Origin of the sequence: Streptomyces sp. NPDC091412 (assembly GCF_044756885.1) — a bacterium.
Taxonomy (GTDB): domain Bacteria; phylum Actinomycetota; class Actinomycetes; order Streptomycetales; family Streptomycetaceae; genus Streptomyces.
Genome location: NZ_JBIVTV010000016.1, coordinates 17,048 through 34,006 on the forward strand (window position 1 = coordinate 17,048; position 16,959 = coordinate 34,006).

The 16,959-nt window shown below is 72.5% G+C and carries 16 protein-coding genes; 7 read left to right on the forward strand and 9 right to left on the reverse strand.

The window, feature by feature from the left end:
* Positions 1-56: 56 nt before the first annotated feature.
* Complete coding sequence (locus ACIQMV_RS29550; RefSeq protein WP_402596353.1) at positions 57-1,055, forward strand: RNA polymerase sigma factor RpoD/SigA; 999 nt, start codon at positions 57-59, stop codon at positions 1,053-1,055.
* 396 nt (positions 1,056-1,451) lie between these two features.
* On the opposite strand, the gene ACIQMV_RS29555 is transcribed toward ACIQMV_RS29550, so the two are convergent.
* Positions 1,452-2,450 carry a helix-turn-helix transcriptional regulator gene (locus ACIQMV_RS29555; RefSeq protein ID WP_402596354.1) on the reverse strand — a complete coding sequence of 333 codons (999 nt, stop codon included), beginning with the start codon at positions 2,448-2,450 and terminating at the stop codon, positions 1,452-1,454.
* Between the two features lie 62 nt (positions 2,451-2,512).
* Between ACIQMV_RS29555 and ACIQMV_RS29560 the strand changes: the two genes are divergently transcribed.
* The 5 genes from ACIQMV_RS29560 (at position 2,513) to ACIQMV_RS29580 (ending at position 8,731) form a co-directional block, all read left to right on the forward strand.
* Positions 2,513-4,069, forward strand: coding sequence for an MFS transporter (locus ACIQMV_RS29560; protein WP_402596355.1), 1,557 nt, complete (start codon positions 2,513-2,515; stop codon positions 4,067-4,069).
* Positions 4,070-4,253: 184 nt separating this feature from the next.
* Positions 4,254-5,015 carry a DeoR/GlpR family DNA-binding transcription regulator gene (locus ACIQMV_RS29565; protein WP_141360320.1) on the forward strand — a complete coding sequence of 254 codons (762 nt, stop codon included), beginning with the start codon at positions 4,254-4,256 and terminating at the stop codon, positions 5,013-5,015.
* The gene (gene pfkB / locus ACIQMV_RS29570) at positions 5,012-5,959 is read left to right on the forward strand and encodes a 1-phosphofructokinase (RefSeq protein ID WP_402596356.1); all 948 of its coding nucleotides are present in this window, start codon (positions 5,012-5,014) and stop codon (positions 5,957-5,959) included. Before ACIQMV_RS29565 ends, pfkB begins: the two co-directional genes overlap by 4 nt.
* A gap of 199 nt (positions 5,960-6,158) precedes the next feature.
* Positions 6,159-8,363: a fructose-specific PTS transporter subunit EIIC gene (locus ACIQMV_RS29575; RefSeq protein WP_402596357.1), complete on the forward strand. Its 2,205-nt coding sequence runs from the start codon at positions 6,159-6,161 to the stop codon at positions 8,361-8,363.
* 113 nt (positions 8,364-8,476) lie between these two features.
* Complete coding sequence (locus ACIQMV_RS29580) at positions 8,477-8,731, forward strand: hypothetical protein (RefSeq protein ID WP_402596358.1); 255 nt, start codon at positions 8,477-8,479, stop codon at positions 8,729-8,731.
* Between the two features lie 67 nt (positions 8,732-8,798).
* Here the strand turns inward: ACIQMV_RS29580 and ACIQMV_RS29585 are convergent, their stop codons facing one another.
* On the reverse strand, positions 8,799-9,545 hold the full coding sequence (locus ACIQMV_RS29585) for a DUF6227 family protein (RefSeq protein WP_141360324.1): 747 nt from the start codon (positions 9,543-9,545) through the stop codon (positions 8,799-8,801).
* Between the two features lie 206 nt (positions 9,546-9,751).
* The gene (locus ACIQMV_RS29590; RefSeq protein ID WP_402596359.1) at positions 9,752-10,780 is read right to left on the reverse strand and encodes a P1 family peptidase; all 1,029 of its coding nucleotides are present in this window, start codon (positions 10,778-10,780) and stop codon (positions 9,752-9,754) included.
* Between the two features lie 95 nt (positions 10,781-10,875).
* On the opposite strand from ACIQMV_RS29590, the gene ACIQMV_RS29595 reads away from it, so the two are divergent.
* Entirely contained in the window at positions 10,876-11,058 is a 183-nt protein-coding gene (locus tag ACIQMV_RS29595) for a hypothetical protein (protein ID WP_141360326.1), read from the forward strand.
* Positions 11,059-11,085: 27 nt separating this feature from the next.
* Here the strand turns inward: ACIQMV_RS29595 and mscL are convergent, their stop codons facing one another.
* The 6 genes from mscL to ACIQMV_RS29625 all read right to left on the reverse strand — a co-directional run bounded on the left by mscL (position 11,086) and on the right by ACIQMV_RS29625 (position 16,943).
* Entirely contained in the window at positions 11,086-11,544 is a 459-nt protein-coding gene (gene mscL, locus ACIQMV_RS29600) for a large conductance mechanosensitive channel protein MscL (protein ID WP_402596360.1), read from the reverse strand.
* A gap of 63 nt (positions 11,545-11,607) precedes the next feature.
* Positions 11,608-12,207 (reverse strand): hypothetical protein, encoded by a 600-nt coding sequence (locus ACIQMV_RS29605; RefSeq protein WP_402596434.1) that lies wholly within the window; start codon positions 12,205-12,207, stop codon positions 11,608-11,610.
* 274 nt (positions 12,208-12,481) lie between these two features.
* On the reverse strand, positions 12,482-13,315 hold the full coding sequence (locus ACIQMV_RS29610; protein ID WP_141360328.1) for an S-methyl-5'-thioadenosine phosphorylase: 834 nt from the start codon (positions 13,313-13,315) through the stop codon (positions 12,482-12,484).
* Between the two features lie 208 nt (positions 13,316-13,523).
* Entirely contained in the window at positions 13,524-13,865 is a 342-nt protein-coding gene (locus ACIQMV_RS29615; RefSeq protein ID WP_402596361.1) for an FmdB family zinc ribbon protein, read from the reverse strand.
* Positions 13,866-13,932: 67 nt separating this feature from the next.
* Positions 13,933-15,228 (reverse strand): MFS transporter, encoded by a 1,296-nt coding sequence (locus ACIQMV_RS29620; RefSeq protein WP_402596362.1) that lies wholly within the window; start codon positions 15,226-15,228, stop codon positions 13,933-13,935.
* 203 nt (positions 15,229-15,431) lie between these two features.
* Complete coding sequence (locus tag ACIQMV_RS29625) at positions 15,432-16,943, reverse strand: potassium/proton antiporter (protein WP_141360331.1); 1,512 nt, start codon at positions 16,941-16,943, stop codon at positions 15,432-15,434.
* Positions 16,944-16,959: the final 16 nt, after the last annotated feature.

Here is a 16,959-nt window from a genome sequence, read left to right on the forward strand (position 1 = left end):
CAGGTGCCGAGCATCTGAAGGACCGCCCGCTGACCCACCATCGCAAGGGAGCACGCATGGCAACCCGTGCCGTCGCCCGTCGTCAGTCCGCCACCGGCGAGACGGCCGACGCGGCAAGCAGTGTTCGCGCCCATGGCGGCGAGATCGCCGATCGCGACCTGGTCGGCATGTATCTCGACGAGATCGCGCGTACACCGCTGCTCGACGCCGCCAAGGAGGTCGAGCTGTCCCAGATCATCGAAGCGGGTGTGTTCGCGCGGCAGATCCTCGACCGGCACGAGGAGACGAAGACGGACGCCACCGACGAGGAGCTCCGGGCCCTGGTCGCCCAGGGGGAGCGGGCGAAGGACGTCTTCATCCGCTCCAACCTGCGGCTGGTCGTGGCAGTCGCCCGGCGTTACCCGCGCAGTGGCCTGCCCCTGCTGGACCTGATCCAGGAGGGCAACGCCGGCCTGGTGCGCGCGGTGGAGAAGTTCGACTACCGCAAGGGCTTCAAGTTCTCGACGTACGCCACCTGGTGGATCCGCCAGGCGATCACGCGCTCGATAGCGGACCAGTCGCGCACCATCCGGCTGCCCGTCCACCTCGTGGAGGAACTGGGCCGCATCCGCCGCGTCCAGCGCGAGTTCAACCGGGAGCACGGCCGCGACCCGGAGCCCGCGGAGATCGCCGAGGAGCTCGGCTCGACGCCCGGGCGCGTCTCGGACGTCCTCGACTGGGCCCGTGACCCGGTCTCGCTGAACATGTCGGTGGACGACGAGGGCGAGACCCAGTTCGGTGACCTCCTGGAGGACACCTCCGCGGTGTCGCCCGAGCAGTCGGTCATGACGCTGCTGCGCAGCGAGGGGCTCGACGACCTCATCGGCCGCCTCGACCAGCGCACGGCCTCGATCATCAAGATGCGGTACGGCATAGAGGACGGCCGCGAGCGTACGCTCACCGAGGTCGGCAAGGAGCACGGCCTGACGCGTGAACGCATCCGCCAGATCGAGAAGCACGCGCTGCTGGAGCTGAAGAAGCTGGCCCGCGACACCGGGTTCGACGCGGCGGCGTGAGGCCGTTCCGAACGGGATCCGGCCAGGGGAACGTCCAGGGGCGAGCACGGATGCCCGCCTCGGAGGACGTCCGCCCCGGCCGGGGCGTGGTGAGACCGGGCAGACCGGGCGCGTGAGGCTGCCGGTGCGCCGGGCGACCGCGTACGCCCGGTGGCGAAAGGCCGCGCAAACATGGCCGTGTACCGCCGCTTCAAGCGGCGGGGGCACGGGAACAACCCTTCAGAGCCCAGGAGTTCGACCGCCGGACGGGTTCCGGAACGGACCGGCTCCAGGCCGCTTCGGCGGAACGCACTGAAGTCCAGAGCCAAGTCCCGACGCACTCCCCCCGGCGCCGGGACTTTCCCAGAGCCGGGCTCCGGCGCCTCTCCCCCCGGGGCGCCGGAGCCCGGCTCCCCTTCAGTCGCCCGGGGCACGAGCCGGAGAGTGACCGCCGCCCCGGCCGGCCCGCGTGAGTCGCGCCCCCAACTGCCGTACGCACTGCACGAGTTCGTCGGGCTCCTCCACCGTGAACTCGCAACCCAGCATCGCCAGCCGCACCGCGAGCCACTCCACCCGGTCGCCGACCGTGGCCCGCAGCCGGCAGCCGCCCGTGTCGAGCGGCTCCGGTGCGCCGAGCCACGCGGGCAGCCGCGCCGCGACCACCTCGGCCGGGTCGGTGAAGGTCGCCGTGAACGTGTAGGTCTCCTGCCTGCGGTACATCGACTGTCGGAGGTACTCGGCCGCGCTCCCGGTCGGCAGCTCCCGCGGAGCGAACCGCGCACCGGTGGCGAAGGGCTCGCTCACCCGGTCGACGCGGAACGTCCGCCAGTCCGCGCGGTCCAGGTCGTACGCCACGAGGTACCAGCGCCGACCGGTCGACACCAGCCGGTACGGCTCCGTCAGCCGCCGCGTCACGGCCCCGTCGCCGGCCCGGTAGGCGAACCGCAGCCGCTCGTACCCCGCCACCGCGGAGGCCATGACCGTCAGCGTCTCCGTCGCGACGCTCGCCCCGTCGCCGCTGGTCAGCGGAGTCGTCGCGGCCTGAAGCGTGGAGACGCGATGCCGCAGCCGGGTCGGCAGCACCTGTTCCAGCTTCGCCAGCGCCCGCACCGACGCCTCGTCGACGCCCTCGATCGCATGCCCGGCCCCCGCGCGCAGCCCGACCGCGATCGCCACCGCCTCCTCGTCGTCGAGTACGAGGGGCGGCATGGCCTTCCCCGCGACCAGCCGGTAGCCGCCGTCCGCTCCCTTGGTCGCCTGCACCGGATAGCCGAGCTCACGCAGCCGGTCGATGTCCCGTCGGACCGTGCGCCGGGACACCCCGAGCCGGCCGGCGAGTTCACCGCCGGGCCACTCCCGGGGCGTTTGGAGGAGGGAGAGCAACTGGAGGAGCCGGGCCGGAGTGTCCGTCGTCATGAATCCGAGAATGCCGCAGAAGTAGGACATGGTCTGACCTAATGCCTGCCTAGTTTGGCGTCATGTCCTCCACCGAAACCCTTGCCGACAGCCCGGTCCCGGTCCCGGCCCCGGCCCCGACCGCCGACCGCCGTCGCTGGTTCGCGCTGGCGATCGTGATGACCGCGGCCTTCATGGACCTCGTGGACGTCACGATCGTCAACATCGCGATTCCGTCCATCCAGCAGGATGCCGGCGCGTCCTTCAGCCAGATCCAGTGGATCACCGCCGGGTACGCCCTCGCCTTCGCGGCCGGCCTGATCACCGGCGGCCGGCTCGGCGACATCCACGGCCGCAAGCGGCTGTTCCTCCTCGGCATCGGCGGCTTCACCCTCGCCTCCGCGCTGTGCGGCTTCGCCGCGAACCCCGACATGCTGGTCGCCGCCCGTCTCCTGCAAGGCGCCATGGCCGCGATGATGGTCCCGCAGGTGCTCTCGATCGTGCACGCCACCTTCCCGGCGCACGAACGCGGCAAGGTCTTCGGCCTGTTCGGCGCGATCGTCGGCCTGGGCGCGGTCTCCGGCCCGCTGCTCGGCGCGCTGCTCACCGAGTGGAACCTGTTCGGGCTGGAATGGCGGCCGATCTTTCTGATCAACCTGCCCGTCGGCGTCCTGGCCCTCGTCCTCGGCAACCGTTTCATCAGCGAGTCCAAGGCCCCTCGGGCCCTGAAGCTGGACCTCGTCGGGGTCGCCCTGGTCACCCTGGGTCTGCTGATGCTGCTCTACCCGCTGACCCGGGGCCGTGAGCTGGGCTGGCCGGTGTGGGGGTACGTCTCGATGGCGGGCGCGCTGGTGGTCTTCGCGGCGCTGGTGGCGTACGAGCGGAGCAAGGCGGCGCGGGACGGCTCGCCGCTCGTCGAACTGTCGCTGTTCCGGGTGAAGAGCTTCGCCGCGGGCATCGCGGTGCAGACCGTCTTCGGTGTCGCGCTGGGCGTGTTCTTCCTGGTCTGGACGCTGTACATGCAGGTCGGCCTGGGCTGGAGCCCGCTGCGGGCGGGCCTGACGGGCGTACCGTTCTCGATCGCTGTGTCCACCGCCGCCGGGATGTCGGTGCAGAAGCTGGTCCCGCGCTTCGGCCGCAAGGTGCTCCAGGCCGGTGCGCTGGTGATGGCGGCCGGTGTCCTGCTCTACATCTGGGAGTCCGAGCGGTACGGCCTGCACATCGCCCCCTGGCAGATGGCGCTCCCGCTGGTCGTGATGGGCCTGGGCATGGGCCTGATCGTGGCGCCGCTGACCGACGCGGTGCTCTCGGAGGTCCCGCGTGAGCACGCGGGTTCGGCGTCCGGGCTGATCAACACCGTGCAGCAGATGGGCAACGCGCTCGGACTCGGGCTGGTGTCGGTGGTGTTCTTCGGGGTCATCGGCGACCGCCTGGCCCCGGCCGAGGTGGGCCCGGCCTTCGTCAACGCCTTCCAGCACGCGCTGGTGTGGGTGGCGGCGGTGCTGGGCGTCATCTTCGTCCTGATGTCGGCCCTGCCCAAGCGACCGGGCCGGCAGGCGGAGGACGCCGAGGGGGCCGGGGCGGAGGAGGCCGGGGAGCCGGCCGTGGTGGCGCAGCGGTCGGGCGAGCTGGTGGGCTGACCTGCGCGAAAGAGGGCCGATGGGGCCCGGCACCCGAGCGGTGCCGGGCCCATCGGCGTACCCGGACACCACCGGAAGTCCGTTCATGCCCGGTCTGATGCCCGAACCTGTTTACTTCCTGGACATTCAGGCGTAGCCTCCGGGAGAAACCACAAGTTCGGGCATCAGTCGGAGGCGAGCGGACATGTACGCACCGGAGCGGCAGCAGGAGATCCTCCGGCTCGCCCGGGACGGAGGCCGCGTGGACGTCGTGTCGCTCGCCGAGGAGTTCCAGGTGACGGCGGAGACGATCCGCCGCGACCTGAAGGCCCTCGACCGCGCGGGCCTGCTGCGCAGGGTGCACGGCGGCGCCATCCCGGCCGGCCGTCTCGACTTCGAGCCCGACCTCACCGAGCGCGAGTCCACCGCCGCCGACGAGAAGGACCGCATCGCCAAGGCGGCCCTGGCCGAACTGCCGGCCGAGGGCACGCTGATCCTCGACGCCGGTACGACGGTGGCCCGTGTGGCCGCCGCCCTGCCCCTGGAGGCCTCGCTCACCGTCGTCACGCACTCCCTGCCGATCGCGGCCCGCCTCGCGGACCACCCCGGTCTCCAGCTCCACCTCGTGGGAGGGCGGGTGCGCAACCGCACCCGCGCCGCCGTGGACGCCTGGGCGCTGCGGGCCTACGGCGAGATCCGCGCCGACGTGCTGTTCGTCGCCGCCAACGGCTTCTCCGCCGAACACGGTCTGACCACCCCCGACCTCGCCGAGGCCGCGGTGAAGCGCGCGGCGATCGCCGCCGCCCGCCGTGTGGTGCTGCTCGCCGACTCCGCCAAGCACGGCCAGGAGCACTTCGCCCGCTTCGGCGGCCTGAACGACGTGGACCTGCTGATCACCGACAGCGGATTGAGTCCCGAGGACGCGGCCGCCATCGAGCGCGGCGGCACGGAAGTAGTACGCGCATGATCGTCACCGTCACCCCCAACCCCTCCCTGGACCGCACCTACGAGGTCCCCGCGCTCGAACGCGGCCAGGTCGTCCGGGCCACCGGCGAGCGCATGGACCCGGGCGGCAAGGGCGTGAACGTCTCGCGCGCCGTCGCGGCCGCCGGCCGGTGCACGGTCGCCGTCCTGCCGCTGGGCGGCGCCCCGGGCGCTCTCGTCGCGGACCTGCTCGACGCGCAGGGCATCGACGTCGCACCGGTGCCGGTCGCCGGGGCCACCCGCTCGAACATCGCGCTCGCGGAGGCCGACGGCGTCCTGACGAAGATCAACGCACCGGGTCCGGAACTCTCCGCCGAGGAGCAGGAGTCGCTGCTGGAGACCGTGCGGCGGCAGTCGCGCGGCGCGGACTGGATCGCGTGCTGCGGCAGTCTGCCGCGCGGACTCGCTCCGTCCTGGTACGCCGACCTGGTCGCGCGGGCGCACGCGGCCGGTGTGCGCATCGCGCTGGACACCTCCGGGCCCGCGCTGCTGGCGGCGCTGCGCGAGGGCCCCGACGTGGTCAAGCCCAACGCCGCGGAGCTCGCCGAGGCCGTCGGGCGCTCCCTGACGACGGTCGGCGACGCTGTGAAGGCGGCCGAGGAGCTGCGCGGGCTCGGCGCGCGCACCGTGCTCGCGAGCCTGGGCGCCGACGGGCAGCTGCTCGTGGACGGGGCGGGCGCCTGGTTCGGCAGCGCGCGCGTGGACGCCGTCCGCAGCAACGTCGGCGCCGGCGACTCCTCCCTCGCCGGCTTCCTGATCGCCGGCGGCACCGGCCCGGAGGCCCTGGCCCTCGCCGTCGCGCACGGCGCGGCTGCCGTCCAGCTGCCGGGCAGCCTGATGCCGACACCCGCCGACCTGGATCCGGCGGCGGTGACGGTCACGGCGGACGTGCCGGTGGACCGCGCGCTGAAGGAGCCGGTGACATGACCCCCCGCACGCCCCGCACCCGGTGCCGTACGACGCCTCCGCCGGCCCGCACCGCTTCCGACCCTCCCCGTACCGCTTCCGACCCTCCCCGTACCGCTTCCGACCCTCCCCGCACCGCTTCCGACTCTCCCCGTACTGCCCCCGTCCCCACCCCCGCCCATCCCACTGACCGGGCGATACGCGCGCTAAGGAGCCCGCGATGAGCGACATGATCACCGCGGACCTGGTCGACCTCGACCTGTCCGCCGACACCAAGCAAGCGGCGGCGCGCTCCCTCGCCGAACGGATGGTCTCCCTGGGCCGGGTGACCGATCTGGAGGGCTTCCTCGCCGATGTGGCCGCCCGCGAGGCGCAGATGCCGACCGGCCTCGACGGCGGCATCGGCATCCCGCACTGCCGCAGCGAGCACGTCGTCGAGCCGACGCTCGCCTTCGGGCGCAGCGCGGCCGGGATCGACTTCGGCGCGGCGGACGGCCCCGCCGACCTGATCTTCCTGATCGCGGCCCCGTCCGGCGCCGACGACGCCCACCTGAAGATCCTGTCGTCGCTGGCCCGGCAGCTGATGAACAACGAGTTCACCTCCGCGCTGCGTTCGGTGGACAACGCGGCGGCCGCTGCCGCGCTCATCCGCGGGGACGAGACTCCGGGCGAGGCCACGGCAGGAGCCGAGGGCACCGCCACGGACACTGAGGGGACCGAGGGCACCGCCGCGACCACCGAAGGCGTCTCCGCCGAGGCGCAGGACGCTCCCGAAGACACCGCCGCGACGCCGGGGGCGGCCTCCTCCGGCGCCGTGGCGGGTAGCACGGCACCGGCGCCGGGCGCGAGCGCCACGGACGTGAGCGCCAAGGGCGTGAGTGCCACCGACGTGAGCGCCAAGGACGCGAGCGGCGAGGGTGAGCGTCCGTTCCGGATCGTCGCCGTCACCTCCTGCCCCACCGGTATCGCGCACACCTACATGGCGGCCGAGTCACTGGAGAACGCCGGCCGTGAGGCGGGCGTCGAGGTCGTCGTGGAGACCCAGGGTTCGGCGGGCTTCACCCGGCTCGACCCGGCGGTGATCGCGGCGGCGGACGGCGTGATCTTCGCCCACGACGTCCCCGTACGCGACAAGGACCGCTTCGCCGGGAAGCCGGTCGTCGACGTCGGCGTGAAGGCGGGCATCAACCGGCCCGGCGAACTGATCACCGAGGTCCGCGGCAAGGCCGCCCGCGGTGAGGTGAGCGCGGCGCCCGCGCCGGGCGGCACGCCGGTCGAGCGGGCAGGCGAAGCGGGCGAGGGCTACGGCACGAAGCTGCGCAAGTGGCTCATGTCCGGCGTCAGTTACATGGTTCCCTTCGTCGCCGCGGGTGGTCTGCTGATCGCCCTCGGGTTCGCGATCGGCGGCTACGAGATCAACAAGGCGCCGTCGGTGATGGACCACTTCGTCTGGACCCAGGCCGACAGCTGGGCCGCCCTGCTGTTCCAGATCGGCGGTGTGGCCTTCGCCTTCCTCGTCCCGGTGCTGGCCGGCTACATCGCCTACGGCATGGCGGACCGCCCCGGACTCGTCCCCGGTTTCGTCGGCGGCTCGATCGCGCTCACCATCAACGCCGGATTCCTCGGCGGTCTGGCGGCCGGTCTGATCGCCGGTGGTGTGGTGATGGCGATCCAGAAGGTGCGCATTCCGGCGGCGCTGCGCGGCATCATGCCGGTGGTGGTGATTCCGCTGATCTCCTCGGCGGTCGTCGGGTTCCTGATGTTCGTGGTCATCGGAAAGCCCATCGCCACCGCGCAGAAGGGCATGACCGACTGGCTGAACGGACTGACCGGCACCAACGCCGTCCTGCTCGGCGCGCTGCTCGGCCTGATGATGTGCTTCGACCTCGGCGGTCCGGTCAACAAGGTCGCCTACACCTTCGCCACCGCCGGTATCGCGGTCTCCGACCCCAGCGACTCCGCGATGAAGATCATGGCCGCGGTGATGGCGGCCGGCATGGTCCCGCCGCTGGCGATGGCCCTGGCCACGACCGTGCGCGGCAAGCTGTTCACCCACACCGAGCGGGAGAACGGCAAGGCCGCCTGGGTCCTGGGCGCCTCCTTCATCTCCGAGGGCGCCATCCCGTTCGCTGCGGCCGACCCGCTGCGCGTCATCCCGTCGTCGATGGTCGGCGGTGCGCTCACCGGCGCCCTGTCGATGGTCTTCGGCGCCACGCTCCGCGCTCCGCACGGCGGCATCTTCGTGGTCCCGCTGATCGGCAACCCGTTCCTCTACCTGATCGCCATCGCGGCGGGCGTGTGCGTGACCACCGCCCTGGTGGTCGCCCTGAAGACCCTGCGCAAGCCGGTGGGCGCGGCGGCCGCCGAGGCAGGCGAGGGCGCACCGACCGAGCCCGCCGACCGGAAGCAGCCGGTGGCGGCCTGAGCATCTCCCTCCTGCGCCCTTGTCCCTTTGGCGCACTGTGAGTTGTTCACGGCACCTGCGAGATACATCACGGTCCGGGACCAAAGTCCCGGACCGTGGTGTCTACTGAGCACATGCCTCAGCATGTCTCGACCCTGATGTGGATAGGTGTGGCCGTCCCCGCCGCACTGACCGTCGCCTGCCTGATCGGCCTCGCCCGCATCCGGCGCGACATCCGCCTCGAGACCGCTCGACAGCATTCCGCCCCGAGGCTGTCGGGCCTCCCGCTCCAGCGAGGGGCAGGACCCGGCCGGGAGTTCGTGGAACTGACCCCGGAGGAGAAGGACGCCTTCGCGGGCCTGGTACGCCGGCTCGGCAACGGTCGTTGAGGCTCACCTCGGCAGAGCGGGCGGCGGTCGCTTCCACGCCGTACCCGTCGGCACGGGCCGACGAGGTCTAGGACATCTGAGCCGCGCGCCGTTCCATCGCGCCGCGGGCCGCGTCCTCCGTCACGTACACCTCGCACATGTGGCGACCGTCCGGGGTCGCCGTGTGCTCGACCTCCCACAGTGAGATCTCCACGCCGTCGTCCAGCAGGAACGCGTGCTCGTAGAGCGAGAAGCACAGCCCGGCGCGGCCCGCGCGGCAGGGGCGGCCGAAGGCCTGGGTGATCCGGTGACCGGACGCCGCCGCCAGCAGCGACGCGACATCCGCGCCCGGCCGGTCGGCGTTCTCCGCGCGCCGCAGCAGACGGCGTGCGTGGTCGGCGGAGTCGTCGGACGCGTACGCGTGCCGTGCCTGCGGCGGCGGCGAGAGCTGGACCAGTACCGGCAGCTCGAACTCCGGCGCGTCCGGCGGGAGCGGCAGCCGTGCCGTGGCGGTGCTCAACTCCTCCTCGTCGTCGTACACCTCGTGCTGCACCTCGCTGCCCGGCGCGGTGTTGTGCACCAGCTCCCAGAGGGTGAGCGCCGAGCCGTCGGCGAGCAGCCAGGTGTGCCGGTAGGTCTCCCGGTGCAGTCCGGCGCTGTGGTGCGCCGAGTGCAGCGAACCGTCGTAGGCCAGGGCGCAGTCGAGACGCCGTATGGTCTCGTCGGGTAACTCGAAGGAGTTCAGGGCGCGGCCGAGCAGTCGCGCGAGGTGCTCCTCCGGAGACCCGGGCGACTCGCGTGGCTCGTACGCAGTCGTCTCGTACGGAACGCTCAAGGTTTCTCCCGGCGTTGCTGCATGTCACCTTGTGGGTGCATACCGTAGCCCCTCGGTCGAGCATCATGTCCGCGAACCGAGAAAACGTCCACGGGGAAAACGGCCGGCCGGCGCGAGAAGTTCCCGTGTGAGGCGTTGTTCCGTCAAAATCCGCAGGTCAAAAGGGCGTTGTGAGGCAGGGGCCGACCAGAGGGCGGTGCCGGAGGTCAACGGGCGCCGTACAGCTCCTCGTAGGCCGGCCAGTCCCCGCCCGGTCCGGCCACCGCCTCGGCCGTCCGTACCGCGCGGACGATCGCGCGGGTCACCTGGTCCGCGCCCGCCGCGAGGATCTCGTTCAGGGCGAGCGGGGAGCCGGGGTCGAGCGGACGCGCCCCGGTGGCCAGCGCGAACACCGTGTCGCCGTCGTTGAGCAGGTGCACCGGACGTACGGCGCGTGCGATGCCGTCGTGCGCCGTGCCGGCCAGCTTCTGCGCCTGCGCCTTGGTCAGGTCCGCGTCGGTGGCGACCACCGCCAGGGTGGTGTTCAGCGGGGGAGGCGCGTTCCTCGCGGCGGCCTCGGCGAGGCGCCGCCGCGCGGCCTCGTGCACCCGCGCTTCGGGATGGTCCACCGGTCCCTGGAACAACTCCCCGTACAGCACCCCCGTTTGCGGATCGACCGCCGACCCCACCGCGTTGGCCACCGCCAGCGCGGCCACCGTGATGCCCGAGTCGAGCACCGTGCTCGCCGTGCCGACTCCTCCCTTGAGCGGTCCCACGGCCGCTCCGGTCCCGGCGCCCACGCACCCCTCCGGCACGCGCCCGCCGACCTCGCTCGCCGCCGCGGCCTCGACCGCGGCGCGCCCGGTGGCCGCGTCCGGCCGGGCCCGGAAGTCACCGCCGCGGCCCAGGTCGAACACGCAGGCGGCGGGTACGACCGGTACGACGTGCGAAGGTTCCGGGCCGACCCTGACCCCGCGGCCCCGCTCCTCCAGCCAGGCCATCACCCCCGAGGCGGCGTCCAGCCCGTAGGCGCTGCCGCCGGTCAGGACGACCGCCTCCACCGTCCGCACCAGGTTGCGCGGATCGAGGGCGTCGGTCTCCTTGGTTCCCGGGCCGCCACCGCGCACCTCCACGGCGGCGACGGCGCCGCCCTCCGGCGCGAGCACGACCGTCGTGCCGGTGAGCCAACCGCCGCCCGTGCGCGTCGCATGTCCCACCCGCACGCCTTCGACGTCCGTCAGAGCGTCCACTGTCATGGGAGCCAGTCTCCCGGGCGAGACGCAGTCACGAGCCTCTTCGGAGGAACGGCGTGCAACGTCACGCCGCCTGCCGCGGACCGTACCCTTGAGGCATGAGTACCGCCCCCGAGCCCGCCCCCGAACCGCGTGACCCGAAGACCGCGCTGATCTTCGACGACCCGCTGAACCAGCAGTCCACGGACGACACCGACCGCGGGTGGGGCGAGCGCACGGAAGGCGACGCCGCCGGCGACCTCAAGCGTTTCCTGGACGAGAAGCCTCCCCACCACCTCTGAGGCGCGCGGGCCGCCGGGCCGCGGACGCTACCGCTCGCCGTATCCGGAGCGGCGCCGGGCGACCAGCTCGTCGCGTATCTCCTTGAGCACCTCCAGCTCGGTCACCTCCATGACCTCCTCCGTGCCCTCCCTGGCCTTCTTCCGCGCCTCCTGGCGGGCCAGGAACTTCGCCATGGGCAGGAGCATCAGGAAGTAGACCACCGCGGCGGTGATCAGGAACTGGAGAGCGGCGCCGAGGACCGAACCCCACATGATCTGGATGCCCTGATCGCCCTTGCAGGTGGCGCTCAGGCACGAGTCGTAATGGTCGAGGTTCTTGGTGCCGATCGCTCCGATGACCGGACTGATCACCCCCTTCACCACCGCGTTGACGATGTTGGTGAAGGCGGCGCCGACGACCACCGCTACTGCCAGATCGACGACGTTCCCGCGCATCAGGAAGGCTTTGAAGCCCTGCCAGACACTCGGGTCCTTCTTGTCGCTCACCTGGGGCTCCTCCTTGGACATGCAACTTCGACGTGCGGAACGAACAGCTCCGCAACCTACGGCTCACCACAGGGTCACCGCCAGCCTGGCCGTCGCGCTCGCCCCGGCCAGCCCCGCCGCGGTGGAGCGCGGTACCGACAGCGCGACCAGCGCCCCGCCCCCGGCCCCGTCGTCCACGGGCTCCGGGACCTTGGCCACCCGGGCCCCGTGTGCGACCACCCGGGCCTGCCCGCCCGTCGCCGGATCCTCCGCGGCGATCACGTCGACCCGGTCGCCCGGGCGCAGCAGCCGGACCGTGGCCGCGTCCGCGATGCGCACGGGTGCGATCACCGTGCGCACCTCGTCCGTGCCGCGGCGCCCGGCGGCCCGACCGGCTCCGTCGGCCGGAGCCGGCTGTCCACGGGCCGGTCCGCCGCGAGGCGGGTCCGGAGCATCCCGCGGGCCCGCCGCCACGACCGCGGCCGCGGTCACGGCCAGCCCGGCCGCCACCGCGCGCCCCCGGTGCCGTACGAGCCGGCACAGCCCGTACCGCCCGCCGCGCACACGCACCGGCGCGAAGTGCGGCACCTCACACGTGGCCGGGGCTTCCGTGCCGGTCGCGTACGGAGAGGACCGCGTGAGCGGCGCCGGTGAAGCAGAGGGGCCCGGCAAAGGGGAGGGCAGCGGAGAGGACGGCAGGTACGGGGAGGGCAAGGGAGAGGGCGGCACCGGAGAAGAGGGCACCGGAGAAGACGGCACCGGCCAGGACGGAGACGGAGAGGACGGAGACGGAGAGGACGGAGAAGACGGAGACGGCAGGGACATGCGGACCACCACCAGCGACGGGGATTTCGGCTTGCCACGCCCACGATGAGGCATCGCGCCGCCGCCCGCCGGAGCCCGTGTGCTACCCGCCGGTTGTGGACAACTCCCTCACCCGAAGGAGCAATTCCACCCGTTACGGCAGCGCGAACCCCGGGTCCATCCCGCCCAGCGCGCCGGCGCACAGGCAGTCCCGCTGCTCGGTCGTGGGCAGCGCGGCCACCGCGTCGAACAGAACGCCCCGCAGCCGTTCCACGTTGGCCGCGAACACCCGCAGCACCTCCTCGTGCGAGACGCCCTCGCCGGTCTCCGCGCCCGCGTCCAGGTCGGTGACCAGCGTCATCGAGGTGTAGCAGAGCTCCAGTTCACGGGCGAGCGCCGCCTCGGGATGGCCGGTCATGCCCACCACCGACCAGCCCTGCGCCTGGTGCCACAACGACTCGGCCCGGGTCGAGAAGCGGGGCCCCTCCACCACGACGAGGGTGCCGCCGTCCACCGCGTCCCAGTCCCGCCCGCGCGCCGCCTTCAGTGTGGCCGTCCGGCCCACCGGGCAGTACGGGTCGGCCACCGAGACGTGCACGACGTTCGGCACCGTGCCGTCGGGCCGCGGCAGCCCGTCGAAGTAGGTCTGCGCCCGGGACTTCGTACGGTCGACGAACTGGTCGGGCACGAGCAGCGTGCCCGGCCCGTACTCGGGGCGCAGCCCGCCCACCGCGCAGGGCCCGAGCACCTGGCGCACGCCCACGGAGCGCAGCGCCCACAGGTTGGCCCGGTAGTTGATGCGGTGCGGCGGGAGGTGGTGGCCCCGGCCGTGCCGGGGCAGGAAGGCGACCCGCCGGCCGGCGACCTCACCGAGGAAGAGGGAGTCGCTGGGTGCCCCGTACGGCGTGTCCACCCGGACCTCGGTCACGTCGTCGAGGAACGAGTAGAAGCCGGAACCGCCGATGACACCGATCTCTGCGTTCGCCATGACCAGCACACTAGTGCCCCGGCAGGCAACGTTCGCCCCGTCGCGACGCCCGGCACGCTCCCCCGAGCTCTTCGAGCAGGGGGGACTCACGGAGCACGCACGGGACGCCGCTCCTTGACGGGTAAACGCTGCCTGCCGCGGCACTGGCGTCCGCGCACACGCCGAGGACCCCACCGTCCCACGACGGCGGGGTCCCGGAAGGAAGACGTCAGGCGGCGGAGCTGCCGGCCGAGCTCGTGGACGACGAGGACGACCCGGACGACCCCGACGAGGAGGACGAGCCGGAGGACGACCCCGACGAGGAGGACGAGGAACCCGAGGAAGACGGGCTCGACGACTTCGACGACGACGCCGCGCTGCTGCTCGACGAGGAGCCGCGGCTGTCGTTGCGGTAGAAGCCGGATCCCTTGAAGACAATGCCGACCGCGGAGAACACCTTCTTCAGGCGGCCACCGCAACCGGGGCACTCGGTGAGCGCGTCGTCGGTGAACTTCTGCACCGCCTCGAGGCCCTCGTCGCACTCGGTGCACTGGTACTGATAGGTGGGCACTGTCTTCCTCCTGGCACTCTCACTCGATGAGTGCTAACGACGGTCCATAGTGACGTATTCCCGAGGATCAGTCCACTGTGACGTGAGCGCGGTGACCGACGCCACGTGCGACCGTGCGGCCCTGCGACCGGGTCGCGAGCCGCGACCTGAGGGCGACCAGGGCGAGAAGGGCGAGCACCGTGCCGGTCATCGGCACCAGGAAGCCGGCGCCGCCCCACAGGCGGTCCTCCAGCTGCCCGGCGACGGTGACCGCCGCCGCCTGGCCGAGCGCGACCGCGCCCGTGAGCCAGGTGAACGCCTCGGTGCGGGCGCCGGCCGGGACCAGGCTCTCCACCAGGGTGTAGCCGGTGATCAGGGCGGGTGCGATGCACATGCCGACCAGGAGGCCGAGTGCCGCCAGGAGCGGCACCGAGTGCGCGGTCCACAGTGCGGACGCGGCCAGCGCCAGGGCGGTGTAGCCGACGAGGAGACGGTGCTGCGGGGCGGTCTTCCAGGCGATCGCGCCGCAGACGACGCCGGAGATCATGTTGCCCGCGGCGAAGGTTCCGTACAGCACGCCGTTGAGGCCGGGCTCGCCGATCGACTCGGTGAACGCGGCCAGCGAGACCTGCATGCCGCCGAAGACCGAGCCGATGCCGAGGAAGGTCGCGATCAGCACCCGCACGCCGGGGACGCGCAGGGCGGGGGTCTGCTCCACGCGCGCGTGCCCACCGCCGGTGACGGGCGGCTGGGTGCGCTTCTGCGCGGCGAACAGCAGACCGCCGACCAGGGTCAGCGCGGCCTCCGTCACCAGTCCGGCGGCCGGGGTGACGGTGGTGCACAGGGCGGTCGCCAGGAGGGGGCCGACGACGAACGTCAGCTCGTCGGTGACGGACTCGAAGGCGGCCGCGGTGGTCATCAGCGGCGAGTCCTTGAGCATGACGCCCCAGCGGGCGCGCACCATCGGGCCGACCTGCGGCACGGAGGCGCCGGTCGGCACGGCCGCCGCGAACAGCGCCCACAGGGGGGCGTGCGCCAGGGCGAGCGCGGTCAGCGTCAGCCCCGCGAGGGTGTGCGCCAGAACGCCGGGGACGAGTACCGCGCGCTGTCCGTAGCGGTCGGCGAGGCGTCCGCTGTAGGGCGCGAACAGCGCCATGGAGACGCCGGTGACGGCCGCGGTGGCGCCGGCCGCGCCGTAGGAGCCGGTGGTGCGCTGCACCAGCAGCACGATGGAGATGGTGAGCATCGCGAACGGCTGGCGCGCGGCGAAACCGGGGAGCAGGAACGTCCAGGCGCCGCGGGTGCGCAGTAGTTGCCCGTATCCAGGGCGGGAGGATGCCGTCGCGGCCGGCGCCGGTTCGGAGCTGGTGACCGTGGATCCCACGGCCCGTGCCTTTCTGCCGCCTGGTAGCGCGGGCCCGGGCGTGCGGGCGCGCCGAGAGCTGTCCTCTTGCGCGGACTGCGGTAGATACCGGCGCCCACTGCGGGGGACTACCCGGCCGCCATACGGTCGCGCCAGCTCTGCGTCAGGCAGAGTTGGTTCGATCAGGGTGCTCCCTCATCGTACAGGGGCGCGGGGACCCCTCTTCAGCCTCGGCTGCCCGCCCCCGCTCCGTCGGCGCCCAGCCATCCGGCCAGCTTGCCGCCCCGGCCGACCGCGCGCAGGCGCTGTTCGGCCGCCTCCCGGACCGGGTCGGTGGCGACGACGAGGAGTTCGTCGCCGCGCCGCAGGGTGGTGGTCGGCAGCGGTACGAACGACTTGCCCTCGCGGACCACCAGGGTGACCGCGGACCCGGACGGCAGCCGCAGCTCGTTGATCTCGACGCCGTGCATCCGGGACCCGGCGGGGATGGCGACGGACAGCAGGTGGCCGCGCAGCCGTTCCAGGGGCGCCGACTCGATGCCGAGGTCGGCGGCCTCCTCTCCGGACCCCAGCCGCAGCTTGCGGGCGAGCCAGGGCAGGGTCGGCCCCTGCACGAGGGTGTAGACGACGACCAGGACGAAGACGATGTTGAAGATGCGGTGGGTGGCGTCGACCCCGTTCACCATGGGGATCGTCGCCAGGATGACGGGCACGGCGCCGCGCAGTCCGGCCCAGGACATCAGGGCCTGTTCCTGCCACGGCACCCGGAAGGGCAGCAGGCTGGCCACCACGCCCAGCGGTCGCGCGACCATGGTCAGCACCAGGCCGATGACGAGGGCGGGCCAGACGTCGTCGAGCAGCTCGTGCGGGGTGACCAGCAGACCGAGCATGACGAACATGCCGATCTGGGCGATCCAGCCGAGCCCTTCGGCGAAGCCGCGGGTGGCGGGCCAGTGCGGCAGCTTGGCGTTGCCGAGCACCATCGACGCGAGGTAGACGGCGAGGAAGCCGCTGCCGTGGGCCAGCGCGCCGGCGGCGTACGCCGTGACGGCGATCGCCATGACGGCGATCGGGTAGAGGCCGGAGGCGGGCAGCGCGACGTGCCGCAGGCCCCAGGAACCGAGCCAGCCCACCGCCAGGCCGATGGCCGCGCCGATGGCCAGCTCCAGGGCTATCTCGCCCACCAGGACGTACCAGTGCTCGATCGGTCCCGCGGTGGAGAAGGCGACGACCAGGATGACCACGGGGGCGTCGTTGAAGCCGGACTCGGCCTCCAGCGTGCCCGTCACGCGCGCGGGCAGGGGGATCTTGCGCAGCACCGAGAAGACGGCCGCCGCGTCCGTGGAGGACACCACCGCGCCGATGATCAGCGCCTGACTCCACCCCAGGCCGGCGAGGTAGTGGGCGGCGGCCGCTGTGACGCCGACACTCACGGCGACGCCGACCACCGCCAGGGTGGCGGCGGCCGGAAGGACCGGCTTGATCTCTTTCCACTTCGTGCCGAGACCGCCCTCGGCGAGGATCACGACGAGGGCCGCGTAGCCGATGACCTGGGTCAGTTCGGCGTTGGTGAAGTGGATGTGGCCAAGGCCGTCCGAGCCCATGACGACGCCGATCCCCAGGTAGACGAGCAGGCTGGGGAGCCCGCTGCGCGAGGAGATCCGGACCGCTGCGACCGCGACGAGCAGGACGACCGAGCAGGCGAGCAGGAGCTGGTTGAGGTGGTGAACAGTCAGCAGCGGTTCCTTCCGC

Coding starts and splice junctions, on each gene's coding strand:
- ACIQMV_RS29550 (WP_402596353.1), top strand. CDS start 57: ATGGCAACCCGTGCCGTCGCCCGTCGTCAGTCCGCCACCGGCGAGACG.
- ACIQMV_RS29555 (WP_402596354.1), bottom strand. CDS start 2,450: ATGACGACGGACACTCCGGCCCGGCTCCTCCAGTTGCTCTCCCTCCTC.
- ACIQMV_RS29560 (WP_402596355.1), top strand. CDS start 2,513: ATGTCCTCCACCGAAACCCTTGCCGACAGCCCGGTCCCGGTCCCGGCC.
- ACIQMV_RS29565 (WP_141360320.1), top strand. CDS start 4,254: ATGTACGCACCGGAGCGGCAGCAGGAGATCCTCCGGCTCGCCCGGGAC.
- pfkB (WP_402596356.1), top strand. CDS start 5,012: ATGATCGTCACCGTCACCCCCAACCCCTCCCTGGACCGCACCTACGAG.
- ACIQMV_RS29575 (WP_402596357.1), top strand. CDS start 6,159: ATGAGCGACATGATCACCGCGGACCTGGTCGACCTCGACCTGTCCGCC.
- ACIQMV_RS29580 (WP_402596358.1), top strand. CDS start 8,477: ATGCCTCAGCATGTCTCGACCCTGATGTGGATAGGTGTGGCCGTCCCC.
- ACIQMV_RS29590 (WP_402596359.1), bottom strand. CDS start 10,780: ATGACAGTGGACGCTCTGACGGACGTCGAAGGCGTGCGGGTGGGACAT.
- ACIQMV_RS29595 (WP_141360326.1), top strand. CDS start 10,876: ATGAGTACCGCCCCCGAGCCCGCCCCCGAACCGCGTGACCCGAAGACC.
- ACIQMV_RS29610 (WP_141360328.1), bottom strand. CDS start 13,315: ATGGCGAACGCAGAGATCGGTGTCATCGGCGGTTCCGGCTTCTACTCG.